12 protein-coding genes are annotated in these 13,289 nt (G+C 42.6%); 10 read left to right on the top strand and 2 right to left on the bottom strand.

From position 1 onward, the window contains the following. Positions 1-110 precede the first annotated feature (110 nt). The 10 genes from J8L84_RS12220 (at position 111) to J8L84_RS12175 (ending at position 10,546) form a co-directional block, all read left to right on the top strand. Positions 111-2,696, top strand: coding sequence for an acylase (locus J8L84_RS12220; protein WP_211070944.1), 2,586 nt, complete (start codon positions 111-113; stop codon positions 2,694-2,696). A 116-nt stretch (positions 2,697-2,812) separates the two neighbouring features. Continuing rightward, complete coding sequence (gene sohB, locus J8L84_RS12215; RefSeq protein WP_211070943.1) at positions 2,813-3,841, top strand: protease SohB; 1,029 nt, start codon at positions 2,813-2,815, stop codon at positions 3,839-3,841. 128 nt (positions 3,842-3,969) lie between these two features. Next, positions 3,970-4,629, top strand: a complete 660-nt coding sequence (locus J8L84_RS12210) for a TetR/AcrR family transcriptional regulator (RefSeq protein ID WP_211070942.1) — start codon at positions 3,970-3,972, stop codon at positions 4,627-4,629. 72 nt (positions 4,630-4,701) lie between these two features. Continuing rightward, positions 4,702-5,109, top strand: coding sequence for a GFA family protein (locus tag J8L84_RS12205; protein ID WP_211070941.1), 408 nt, complete (start codon positions 4,702-4,704; stop codon positions 5,107-5,109). Positions 5,110-5,403: 294 nt separating this feature from the next. After that, positions 5,404-5,784, top strand: a complete 381-nt coding sequence (locus J8L84_RS12200; protein ID WP_211070940.1) for a hypothetical protein — start codon at positions 5,404-5,406, stop codon at positions 5,782-5,784. 165 nt (positions 5,785-5,949) lie between these two features. Further along, on the top strand, positions 5,950-6,189 hold the full coding sequence (locus tag J8L84_RS12195) for a hypothetical protein (RefSeq protein WP_348771834.1): 240 nt from the start codon (positions 5,950-5,952) through the stop codon (positions 6,187-6,189). A gap of 119 nt (positions 6,190-6,308) precedes the next feature. After that, the gene (locus J8L84_RS12190; RefSeq protein WP_211070939.1) at positions 6,309-7,070 is read left to right on the top strand and encodes a Nif3-like dinuclear metal center hexameric protein; all 762 of its coding nucleotides are present in this window, start codon (positions 6,309-6,311) and stop codon (positions 7,068-7,070) included. Further along, positions 7,067-7,828 carry a methyltransferase gene (locus J8L84_RS12185; protein WP_211070938.1) on the top strand — a complete coding sequence of 254 codons (762 nt, stop codon included), beginning with the start codon at positions 7,067-7,069 and terminating at the stop codon, positions 7,826-7,828. The genes J8L84_RS12190 and J8L84_RS12185 overlap by 4 nt, the downstream gene beginning before the upstream one ends. Positions 7,829-8,193: 365 nt before the next feature. Further along, positions 8,194-9,684, top strand: a complete 1,491-nt coding sequence (locus tag J8L84_RS12180) for a SulP family inorganic anion transporter (protein WP_211070937.1) — start codon at positions 8,194-8,196, stop codon at positions 9,682-9,684. Between the two features lie 10 nt (positions 9,685-9,694). Next, on the top strand, positions 9,695-10,546 hold the full coding sequence (locus J8L84_RS12175; protein WP_211070936.1) for a universal stress protein: 852 nt from the start codon (positions 9,695-9,697) through the stop codon (positions 10,544-10,546). 309 nt (positions 10,547-10,855) lie between these two features. On the opposite strand, the gene J8L84_RS12170 is transcribed toward J8L84_RS12175, so the two are convergent. Then, positions 10,856-11,944, bottom strand: coding sequence for an alkene reductase (locus J8L84_RS12170; protein ID WP_211070935.1), 1,089 nt, complete (start codon positions 11,942-11,944; stop codon positions 10,856-10,858). Continuing rightward, positions 11,944-13,242: an SGNH/GDSL hydrolase family protein gene (locus J8L84_RS12165; protein ID WP_211070934.1), complete on the bottom strand. Its 1,299-nt coding sequence runs from the start codon at positions 13,240-13,242 to the stop codon at positions 11,944-11,946. The genes J8L84_RS12170 and J8L84_RS12165 overlap by 1 nt, the downstream gene beginning before the upstream one ends. Positions 13,243-13,289 lie beyond the last annotated feature (47 nt).

Here is a 13,289-nt window from a genome sequence, read left to right as displayed (position 1 = left end):
TGTTGTTTGAATGTTTCTTGTTGTTAATGTAGTGTTAATTGGTCGGATCTGTTGAAGAAAGAAGGATACAGGATCTTGATTTCGAGTATTACAACAATAAGGGACAGTTTGTGAACATACCAAAGAAACGTATTTTGCCATATCGTACACTTCTCGCAGCTTCTATTGCTGCCACACTTATAGGTTGTGGAGGGAACGATAATAATTTTGATAACGTTCAAACGCCTACCACGCCTGAGCCAAATCCCGTTGAACCTACACCCGCACCGGTACCCGCTTTTGATACAGATGGCGTATTAACGGCTGACATAACGTGGACGACGTACGGTGTACCTCATGTTAAAGCGGACAATCTGGAAAGTATGGCCTACGGGGTGGGTTATGCGTTTGCTAAAGATAATTTATGTATTTTGGCCGATCAAATTATTAAATATAATTCGGAGCGCTCGAAATACTTTGGTCCCGACAAGCAAGCGGGCAGTGGTGATTCAGAGCACCTTATAAATGATTTTGGTTTTTTAACATTGGGAATTCGTGCGCTGGCTGAAGAAAATTTATCCCGCATGTCAGCTAACTCAAGAGCCATGTTTCAAGGTTATACAGCAGGTTATAATCGCTATTTAGCCGACACACCTGTGGCTGATCAAGACCAGTCGTGTGCTGGGCAGCCTTGGGTAACGGATATCGACAGCACTGACTTGTTAACTTACTCACTGGGTGTAGCTTTATTACCAGGTGCAGCTAACTTTTTAGGCCCAATGTTTTTAGCTGCACCTGAAGGTGAAAGCTACTTACCTACACCGGCAGCGAGCATCAATACCGCTTCGCAAGTCACAGCGACATCACCTAACGCCACTTTGTTGGCAAATGAAAATGCTGCACCATTTAAAATAAACCCGACCATAACGCTACCCGAAAAAAATCCGCAGGACATGGGCTCAAATGGCTGGGGGTTAGGCAGTGATAAAACCACGAATGGTATGGGAATGGTATTGGGGAATCCTCATTTCCCTCACACGGGTAATTTACGTTTTTGGCAGTTTCATACGCAAATACCTGGTTATCTAAACGTGACTGGGGGCTCTTTGACGGGTTTACCAGGTGCGGTGAATATAGGCTTTAACGAAAATGTTGCGTGGACACACACATTTTCTACTGCTGAGCATTTTGTCGTTTACCAATTAACGTTAGATGAAGATGATAACACGGGTCTTACGCATAGAGTCGATGGTAGTAAACGCACCATTTACGAAAAGCCAATGCAAATTGAGGTAGCAGTGGCGCCAGGTCAAACCATCATGCTCAATAAAACAGCCTATTACACTAATTACGGGCCTATGATTGAAGTGCCGGGTAATTTTGAGTGGACGGACACCAATGCGTTTGCCATAAAAGACGCAAACTTGCCGAATTTGGACGTTGTTGATCATTGGCTAGCGATGAATATGGCTGGCTCTATGGATGAGTTCAAACAAGCTTTTAAAGACTATGACGGCGTTATTTTCAATAACACCATGTCTGCTTCTGCTGACGGTCAGGTTTTTTACATTGATGATTCTACTGTCCCTGACTTAACGGAAACTGCCATTTCAGAATTAACCACTAATCCTGTGTTAGTTCAGACTAAAATAGCGGCTGGTTTTACGGTTCTACCCGGTTTTGCCTCGGCGTTTGATTTTGATGGACCTGTGCCTTACGAGGAAGCACCAAAGTATGAGGGAACAGATTCAGTACAAAACTCTAACGACAGTTTTTGGTTAACAAACTTATCGTCGCCCATCACAGGTGTATCGCCTCTTTATGGGAATGTGGAAAATCAACAAAGTCTGCGATCGCGTTTAGCTCAGCAATTTATTGAATCTGAAGCAGGCAGTGACAACACATTCACGCCTGACGAAGTTGAAACTTTGCTACTTAACAATCGAAGCATGTTAGCCGATATGGTGCTACCTAGCTTACTTCAAGCTTGTACCGCGCAAGGCAGTGATCCAGTTTCGGTTAATGGTGAAGACGTAGATATCTCTGGTGGCTGTGCAGCATTAGCCTCATGGGATGGCACCATGAATAAAGACAGTGTTGGAGCACACGTATTTAGAGAGTTTGCGTTTCAATTTGACAGGGATCCCCAGTGGGAAACGCCGTTTTCTGTAGACAACCCAGTTACCACACCTAGTGGTTTATTGCAGAATGAAACCACAATTAATCAGTTTGCTACAGCGGTTCAAGTTGTTAACCAAGCGGGCGTAGCACTTGATGCAACATTAGGTGAAGTTCAATTTGTAGAGCGTAGCTTGCCGAATGGCACCGCATCGGGGGTGAAACTTCCATGGGCGGGTGCACATAACATTGAAGGTGGCTTTAATGTCTTTAGTATTGTGCCTAACAATAATGGCACCTTGTTACCAAGGCATACCTATGCGCCGCTTAATAGCAATACTATTATGAGCGCAGAAGCAGAGGGTTATCATATTAATTATGGTAGCAGTTGGATGATGGTCATTAACTTTACAGAAGAAGGGCCAAAGGGAAGAGGGCTTCTTTCATACTCTCAATCTAGGGCTTATGGCAGTGAACATTCCCTTGATCAAACCGGACTTTATTCGTCTCAACCTACGTTACGTGAGTTGTATTTTACCGACGAAGAAATATCTGCAAATACAATCAGTACATTAACCCTATCGTCAGAGGAAAATTAGACTGCTATTATAGGCGCCATTATATAATGTTGCCTTAATGTAAGTTCTATTTAGACAATAAGGTCGTTAAGGAGGGTCTGACAACAGACCCTTTTATTTTGTACTAGGAGATAGATTTGGAGTTTTTGTACGAATACGGTTTATTTGTGGCTAAGGCCGTTACCTTGGTTATCGCGTTTATTATTGTGGTATCAACCATCGTTGGCGTTGCCAGTAAGCAGAAACAGGGTAAAGGTCAGTTAGAAATAATATCGCTATCAGAGCAACTAAAGGACATTACCCATTACGCTAAGCAAGTACTGCTCGATAAAGCAGCACTGAAGCAATTGGCTAAAAAGCAGAAGAAAGAAGATAAGGCCAAAAGTAAAAATAAGAAAGCGAGCGATGAAGAAGAAAAATCTCGCTTATTTGTGATTGATTTTAAAGGCTCTATGGATGCCAATGAGGTTGAGCATTTACGTGAAGAGATTACCGCTATTTTGTGTGTAGCCAGTAAGAAAGATGAAGTACTTGTGCGTTTAGAAAGTGGCGGTGGCGTGGTACATGGTTACGGATTAGCAGCTTCGCAGTTACAGCGCATTAAAGAGAAAGGTCTCACATTGACCATCGCAGTAGACAAAGTCGCGGCCAGTGGCGGTTACATGATGGCGTGTGTGGCAGATAAATTGTTAGCGTCTCAATTTGCGTATATCGGTTCAATTGGTGTGCTAGCACAATTACCTAACTTCAATAAATTATTGAAGAAAAATGATGTGGAATTTGAGCAGCATACGGCGGGTGAATACAAGCGAACGCTTACCGTGTTCGGTGAAAACAACGATGAAGGTCGCGCAAAATTTAAAGAAGAGATTGAAGAAATCCACACTTTATTTAAAGACTTTGTTCATAGCCAACGCCCAGAAATGAACATAGAGAAAGTAGCAACAGGCGAATATTGGCCTGGTGTTAAAGCGAAAGAGTTAGGCTTGGTGGATGAGCTTTCAACCTCTGATGATTACATTTTATCTCACTTTCCAGAGCGTGAAATCTTTAAAGTGAAGTACTCGTTGAAGAAAAATGTGGCAGAAAAACTAGGGCTGTCTGTTGCTGCTGTGGCCGAACGGGTAGTTATGCAGTCTTGGAATAAAGCAAGACACTGGTTCTAAAATAATTAATATAAATTAATAGGTTGCAGAACCCTGGTTGGTTATGCGTAACCTTTTCACCCCGTTCTAAGCCGTTTCCTGCGTACTGGGACGGGGGTGATTGTACTTAGGTTAAAGAAAAATAAAAAATGGCGAAGCAAACTAAAGCTGATATTTTGGATGCCGCAGAACTGCTCTTTTCAGAGCAAGGGTTCACGCAGACATCGATGCGCGAGATTACTACTCGAGCCGAGGTTAATCTAGCGTCAGTCAATTATCACTTTGGTAGTAAGAAAAATCTTATTCAAGCGGTACTGAAACGGTATTTCGATATCTTAATGCCTGAAGTAAATACCTGCCTAGCTAACAATAAGGTATCTTCTGGTAGCCAAGGTGTCGCTACTTTGTTGTATGCACTTATTCCTCCCATGTTGAAACTCAATTTGCTCAGGCCATCTGGTACAGCCATTTTTGTTCAGCTTTTGGGCCGCGGATATAATGAAACCCAAGGGCATTTACGTCGCTTTATTATGAACGACTATGGCGAGACGATTAGAGCCTTGGTTGACGCTATTCAACAATGCTTGCCCGACCTACCTCAAGAAGAGCTATTCTGGCGTTTGCACTTTGCAATGGGAAGTTTTGTTTTCTCAATGGCCTCAAGCCGAGCGTTAACAGAAATTGCTGAGTCAGATTTTCATAAACATGTGAATATTGAAGAGGTGATCAGTCATCTTGTGCCATTTGTAGCACAAGGCGTTGCTGGCAACCTTCCTACACCGCAAAGCAAGGTTAGTAGTGTTAGCTAAACGACCTTAAAGTGGCGGTACAAAAATTTAAAGTAAGAATGTAATCTGCCCTTATTACTACAAGGAAGTGAAATGTACTACGGCTCCTGCCTGTGCGGCGTGATAAACGTTGAAATTTCTGGCTCGATAGATGACATTATTCATTGTCATTGTTCACTTTGTAGAAAGAATAGCGGTACGGCCTGCGCCACCAATGGTTTTATAAACATAAACGAATTCCGCGTGATCGATCATAAGAAGAAACTTGCCACTTACGAATTCAAACCCGGTAAAAATAGACACTTCTGTTCAGTATGTGCTTCACCAATTTATAGTTCAAACGCAGCCAATCCTAAAAAGATTAGAATTCGGCTTGGTATTTTAGATTCAGATATTTCTGAAAGGCCAATCTCTCACAACTTTGTTACTTCAAAGGCAAACTGGGATAACCTAGATGCTGAATTGCCAAGGTATGATAAGTTTGAACCTTCGCGGTCATAGCACCTTAATCCCCATTATCTAATATGTGAGGGTAGTATTTTGAGTAATTGGAAATTGCCATATACATTCACATTCAAGGACCGTCAGGTAAAGTACGGTATTGAAGGTGAGGGAAGCCCGCTGAAGAAGCGCCTGTAATTTTGGCTAAAGAAATTCATGCTTTCTTTGAGGGTTAGGGTTAACAAGAAGCCCATCAGAACAGCTTGTTAATTTTTATTTCTCATATATTTACAGCAAACTACTGTTAACCCGATGAATGTGGCTAGCATTAAATTAAAATTGGAATTATTAATAATGGAACCACTGGAAGTAAAAAAGACCGCCGAACTGGATTCGGCCAGTCAGAATAAAATTAGAAATGAGACGCTTACAACGGAGCTCCATTTTGACCTGTTAAAACAATATGCGTGGTTATCATCTGCGGCTATAGGTGCAATCGTTGTTCTCGTTCAATTGAAAGCTGTAGAAGCAAGTAAAGACCTTTATATCTCCCTCGGTTTTTTTGTGGCTTCTATTATCATGTCAATAATGGGGCAAGATCATATAATTGATTCACTGCTCAAAGGTAAGCATATATACGATGCTTCAAAGGTTTTGAAGTTCATTAGAACAATTTCTATGCTGTGCTTTGGTATCGGCGTAGGTTATCTATCAGCAAACGTATTTGACTTTTAATAGCTATTTTCTTATTTTTTTGTGCCCCCCAATTCTATTTGCACTTTAGAACGCACACGAGGGGGCTGTTAGTCATTCTGGCTCTGCGTATGCTAACCATCTGCTAACGTTAAATTCTTCTTTGGGTGCTTCATTTTAGAAACGCAATCCTTCGAAGCGATGTTAGTGCCACGAGTTAAAACAACGTGGGGCGAAATATACATGGGGCTTGGTTGGCAGGTTTATGAGAATGAATATGGCAAAGTCGCCAGGCATCCAGGTAGCGTTCGTGGGTACAAATCGCTCGTGCTTACGTACCCAGACAATAAAAACGCAATCATTATACTGAGTAATTCAAGTGGTACACCGCGCTGGGAAATTGCAAAGTCCATTACGGATATTTTGAATAAGAACGGGGAATGGTAGCATGGCATGTGTCAAAAGAAATGACGGCAGTAGTGGTTTAAAATCAGTATAATGCTCAACAATTCTATAGGTTCAGCGAGATTGTTGGACTCATTGTATAACAGTAAACCGGAGTGTTTGTGTCAGTAAATAACCTTGAACTTAAACGCTATCTAGATGGCACACTTAGAGCCCATGAGATTAGCGATTATTGCCCTAATGGTCTGCAAGTTGAAGGGAAAGCAGAAATTCAACGTGTGGTTACAGGGGTAACGGCCTCACAAGCGTTAATTGATGCTGCCATTGCAGAAAATGCTGATGCCATAGTGGTGCATCATGGCTATTTTTGGAAAGGCGAATCTCAAGCAATTAGTGGCATGAAGAAAAAGCGCATCAAGGCATTGCTTGAACACGATATAAATCTATTTGCGTACCATCTACCTTTAGATGTTCACCCTGAGTTTGGGAATAACCGACAGCTTGCTGCACTACTTGAAATTGACAATGTGCAAGCCCTTAGTGGCGTAAAACCTACGGGTGTAGTGATGCAAGGGGAATTCGAAAAGCCAATGTCTCAGAATGAGCTACAGCAACGTTTAGCTGATATGTTAGGGCGAACGGTATTAGCGGAAGGTGATGAAACTAAAACCATTAAAACGCTAGCTTGGTGCACTGGTGGCGGTCAAGGGTTTATTGAGCAAGCGGTAGCAGCTGGCGTAGATGCGTTTATTACTGGCGAAGTCTCTGAACAAACTATTCATACGGCGCGAGAAATGGGTATTAGCTTTTTTGCGGCGGGTCATCATGCCACTGAACGCTACGGCGTGAAGGCGTTGGGTGAGCAAATTCAGTCTGAGTTTAACCTAGACGTGACGTTTATCGATATTCCAAACCCAGCATGACAGAAAAATCAGATCATATTTTTGACGGTATAGCCGCAAAGTTTGCCGATAATATTTATGGCACGACAAAAGGTAAACTTAGGCAAATTATGCTTTGTGAGGCGTTAGCGCCTTTTGTTGAAGTATCAGAAAACACACAGCCTAAAAAGGTGATAGAAGTGGGAGGCGGCACAGGTGTGATGGCCGCTCACTTGGCATCGCTAGGGCATAGGGTACTGTTAACCGATGGTTCGGAAGACGTTCTGGAACATGCCAAAGAGAACTTAAAAACATTCTCTAACGTGGATATTCAACATCAATATTTGTTAGATATTCAAAACATGGAACACTACGACCTTGTGGTTTGCCATGCTGTTTTGGAATGGTTGAATGATCCTTACCAAGCTATTCAATTTCTGTATGACAATATGCGTAAAGGGGCAATATTAAGCCTTAGCTTTTTTAACCGTGATGCAAATCTAATGACCAACGCTATCTATGGTAATTTTGATTATATTGCGCAGGGGATGAAAGTGAGAAATCAAGTTCGGCTGAACCCCAAAAATCCTTTACCGGCTAAACAAGCTAGTGACTTTTGTGAGTCTATTGGTTTTACTGTAAAAGCGAAAACTGGCATACGGTGTTTTCATGACTACTTGAAGAACCCAGAACATCAAACTACCCAGTTCGAAGGGTTGTTAACCTTAGAGCGAACTTACAACCAAACCGAGCCGTTTATGTGGTTAGGCAAGTACTTTCATCTTGTGTTGGAAAAGTAGCCCAAATTGGTACTTTCTCGATAGGGTTAGCTTTAGTGCTGCTAATACCAAGAGATACTATCGGTATAATTACCCTGCAACGTTGTCGCCCGTAAAATACAGTGTGACAATTGACCAAGCAAAACCGGAAACTAAGTAGCTGTGGCCTCTTCTTGAAGATGGTGTGGATCCTGACATTTATGTCATGTATGAACCCTTAATCTGAAATCACATGGAGTCAAACTTGACACTTACGCCGCCCTAGGTTTCCCCTTCTGAAGATCTTCTGCTCAGTTTGATGAGCAATTTATCGCATTCCTTGCGAGACATATTAGTACATAATTTTCTTCTCCTCTATTAGAGGAAAACAGTTTAGGTAACTTTGCATGTTTGAACACGTAAAGAGAGATTGGCTCTCTAATATTCGTGGTGATGTGCTTGCGGGTATTGTTGTGGCCTTAGCCCTCATTCCCGAAGCCATTGCCTTTTCTATTATTGCTGGCGTTGACCCCAAGGTAGGTTTGTACGCATCGTTTTGCATCGCGGTCATCATTTCTTTTGTTGGCGGAAGACCCGGTATGATTTCGGCTGCCACTGGCGCTATGGCACTATTAATGGTGACACTAGTGAAAGAGCACGGTCTCGAATATCTGTTAGCCGCTTCATTGCTTACCGGCGTGTTACAGATTGTGGCTGGCTTTTTGCGCTTGGGTAAGTTGATGCGGTTTGTTTCACGGTCAGTCGTTACTGGTTTTGTTAATGCCTTAGCCATTTTGATTTTTATGGCGCAATTACCAGAACTGACCAACGTGACTTATCATGTGTACGTTATGACCGCCGCTGGTCTTGGTATTATATATCTGTTTCCTTATCTACCTGTTGTAGGAAAAGCAATTCCCTCGCCACTCGTGTGTATTGTTACACTGACTATTGTTGCTATTGTTACAGGGTTAGACATACGTACAGTAGGTGATATGGGAGAGTTGCCCGACACATTACCGATATTTTTGTGGCCGGATGTCCCGGTAAACTTTACAACACTATCGATAGTGTTTCCTTATGCCGCTGGTCTTGCTGTGGTAGGTTTACTGGAGTCAATGATGACAGCTACCATCGTTGATGATTTGACCGATACTTCCAGTGACAGAAACAAAGAATGCAAAGGGCAGGGGATTGCTAATATTGGTGCTGGCCTACTCGGAGGCATGGCAGGATGTGCCATGATTGGTCAGTCTATAATCAATGTGAAATCTGGAGGACGAGGGAGACTTTCGAGTTTCGTTGCAGGTACATTTTTGCTGTTTATGGTGCTTGTACTGGATGAGTGGCTTCGTCAGATTCCGATGGCTGCGTTAGTTGCTGTAATGATAATGGTGGCGATAGGTACATTCTCTTGGGCGTCAGTAAGAGATTTAGGAAAACACCCGCTTTCGTCCAATATTGTGATGATTAGCACTGTTCTCGTTGTTGTAGCGACGCATAACTTAGCCATTGGTGTGCTAATCGGTGTTCTGCTTGCCACCTTGTTCTTCGCAAACAAAATCGGCCGATTTATGACAGTCAAGTCTCACTATTCACAGTCTGCTAAAATACGTACATATAAAGTAGTAGGGCAGGTATTCTTTGCTTCTTCAGAGAAATTCATTGCCTCGTTTGATTTTAAAGAAGCTGTAAATAACGTTGAGATAGATCTTAATCACGCACATTTTTGGGATATTACTGCCGTGAATGCACTGGACAGAGTTGTCGTTAAATTCCGCCGTGAAGGTGCAAAAGTGTCGGTGATAGGTATGAATGAAGCTACAGAAACTGTCGTCGATAAGTTTGGGGTACATAACGACCCCGCGGAAGTTGAAAAGCTGATGGGTGGTCACTAGGAGATAAGCGATGGACAAAATAATGACTTGTATTGACGGCTCTGGAATGACCCCTGCCGTTGTCAAAGCAGGAAAATGGGCTGCAAACAAGCTGGCAAAGCCGTTGTGCTTTCTCCATACAATAGAAAAAACGCATCAACATGGCGCTGATGATTATACGGGTGCTATTGGTCTTGGTGCTCGCTCTTCATTATTGGAAGAGATGACGAAACTCGACGAGCAAAAGAGTAAGCTAGCACTACAGTTTGGCAGTGAGCTACTTGAATCCGCTGTCTCTGAGGCGCAATCAACTGGCATAGAAACGGCTGGGTCTATCCTACGTCACGGTGATATCGTTGAGGCGATAATTGAAATCGAGAACGAGATCCGTTTAATTGTTATTGGTCGTAAAGGTGTGGGTCACGATAACGAATTTAAAGCTATTGGCTCTCACCTCGAAACACTGCTACGAAAAGCATCCCAGCCAGTGCTCATTGTTCCTGAAGAATTCTCAGCGCCTACCTCATTTATGATTGCTTATGACGGGCGTGAGTCTGCTGATAGGGCGTTGCAAAAAGTGCTAGATGGCGGACTCTTATATGGCATTGATTGTCATTTGGTGGCGATAAAAAATAATGAACCCGGTCTTAAAGCTAAGTTTGATAATGCTGCATCGCAATTAGCAGAGCGAGGCTTAAATGTGTCGACTGCTTTACTAGAGGGCAACATTAAAGAAGAGTTGGTGAAATATCAGAAAGCGAATAACATTGATTTATTAGTCATGGGGGCATTTGGACACTCCAGATTGCGACAACTTTTTGTTGGTAGCAACACGATAAAAATGCTGGAAACAACAAATATTCCGCTGATTGTTTTACGATAAATCACATAGCGCGCAATAAGCATAGTTATTGCGCGCTATGCGCACATTTGATCGGTAGTAGACCATCCCATTAATCAGTCACTCAGGATTTTGCTATTCTCGGATCGATTAGCCTAAAATCTGGGCGCAGTGAGAGCGGACACTCGCTCTAAGTGAACACCGGCTCCGAGATTTAACCAGAGTGTTGCAGACATTAATTTAAATTTGTGACTTTAAAGAAATCAGATTCGATTCGCTTTTTAGAGACAAACATGGAGCTACTCACGCACTCTATCTGAATTCAATAATTATAAATCAATCTACTATAAGCTAATAATCAGTGTAGCCGATATGATTTCCACCAAAGAAATAGTCCTCTTGAGGTATGTTCAGGGGTAACCCTTTAAAAAGTCTCGAGGGAAGATCGGGATTTGCTATGAATGGTCGACCAAAACCAATTAAATCTGCCCAGTTATTTTGAAGAGCAAGCTGCGCTTTGGCTAGGTCATATTTCCCTGTATAAATGATAGTACCCTTGTAAATCAGACGAAGTGCCTCTTTAAAGCCTTCAGGCATAATCGGCGCATCTTCCCAATCCGCTTCTGCAATGTGAATGTAACCTACATTTAACGCTTGAAGTAAAGAAGCAACTGCTAGATATGTAACTTCTGGTGTATTGTCTATAGTACCTTGCAGCGTTGTCAGCGGAGCCAGACGAACACCAATTTTCTCTGGGGGAGTTTCCTTGCAAACCGCATTGACTACTTCGCGTAAGAATCGCAGTCGTTTTTGAAGAGTCCCTCCGTATGAGTCACACCTTTTATTGGCTTCAGAATCAATAAACTGATTAATCAGATACCCGTTAGCCCCATGCAGTTCAACACCATCAAAGCCAGCAATATTGGCATTTCTCGCTGCTAACCTGAATTCATTAACAACGCTTTTGATTTCCTCTAATGTCATAGCTCGAGGCATCGAGTGTTGGACCATCTCCCCGACACCTTTCTCCGGACCGGACATTTTTGGGTCGATGAATACTTTTACTCCCTCAGCCTTGATAGCTGACGAACTGATAGGCGCTGAATTACCTGGTTGTAATGAACGGTGGGATACCCGGCCGACATGCCAGAGTTGCGCATAAATAATCCCCCCAGATTGATGTACTTGACTAGTTACTTTCTTCCAACCTTTGATCTGCTCGTTTGTATAAATTCCTGGTGTCCATGCATAACCTTGACCTTGCTGACTAATTTGGGTCCCTTCTGAAATGATGAGGCCTGCCGATGCTCGCTGAGCGTAATACTTAGCCATTAGCGGTGTGGCAATATTTCCAGTGCCAGCTCTTGCTCTCGTCATTGGAGGCATAACGATACGATTTTTTAGCTGATTGCCATGTAACTGATATTTTGAAAAAAGCATTATTCCTTCGCTCCCTCTTCAGCTAGCTTTAGACCGATTTGATTTGTAAATATCGTTAAATCGATGCCATAAGCCATAGCTTTATTCCCAGCATCACTAGGATGCAGGTGGTCGCCAGAGTCAAATTCCTTTCCTATCTTATTTGGGTTGTTCTCAGACTGAAGTATCCTATCAAAGTCGATGACATCATCGAAAACATCTGCGCCTCTAATCCAGTTATTTAATGCCAAACGAAGTGCATTTTTTTCTTCGCTATAGTAATCACTCAACGCCGTATCAGATAATGCACCTTCAAATGGAGGAAGAGTGGCGACATAGATTTTAACTCCATGGAGATGTGTTTGTTCTGCAAGCTGAGTGAAACCAGCAATCAGTTTATTGAGACTGGGTCTTTCGCTGCTTGGCGCAAAAAGAGTTCCTGGCCAGGCAATGTCATTTATACCCAGCAACACAATAAGACTTTTTAGTCCCGGTTTTGAGATTACGTCTCGGTTAAGTCGACTTAGGGCATTACTTCCCATTCCATCAGATAATAATCTTGCCCCAGAGATTCCGGCATTAAATACCGCGGTATTCTGCCATTTAAGACGCTCAGCAAGAAAGTCAGTCCACCGGGCATTATTATCAAGACTCGCTGTCGCACCATCCGTAATTGAATCTCCAATTACAGCTATAGCACTACCTCCTTCGTTTTCAACAAACAGAGCACTGATTAACAAACGGGCTGTAGTTTCATACCTTTTTGAACTTAGAACTGAGGCCTGACTCTGGTCACCAGAAACGATAAAGTTTGTCTGCCTTCCATCCCAATGGAATGCCCCTAATTCTGTTCTTTCAGGGAGGTATACAGATATCACAATGCTTGATAAAGGCAGTATTTGAAGCGGAATTATATCACTCAGTAGCACGGCTCCGGGCTGGATAGTGGCCTCTATGGCTCCTCCGAAAGTGACTGAGATTGTCTGCTCAAGTACATAATTGTCTCTCTCACTTACAGGAAGCCCAACCGTCACTCTACCTAATTTTACAGGGATGCTCCCGTATGCATTAGACATTTCTATTCTGAAGCTATCGCCCCCTAAACTAACCCTGACACTTTGCCTTATCGTTTTATTTTCCAGTTTGGCTGGAATGTTTGTGGGGAAAATGAAATCGTCACCCCATATAGGCTGCGGACTGGATGTCCAAGAAGTGACAAAGTGAGAAGGCAAGTTACTTGCCAAAACAGGCTCCAATAGCAGAACACAAAGGAGACCAACTATTAATTGATAAACTGAAACACCATAATTTTTTTTCATAATTACATGCCGATTAAAAGGGTGTAGCCATTGTTAAATAATAAATT

It is taken from the genome of Alteromonas sp. MMG017 (genome assembly GCF_018100795.1).
Taxonomy (GTDB): Bacteria; Pseudomonadota; Gammaproteobacteria; order Enterobacterales; family Alteromonadaceae; genus Alteromonas.
The sequence above is the reverse complement of the archived record's forward strand: the minus strand, read 5'-3'. Positions and strand labels throughout refer to the sequence as shown.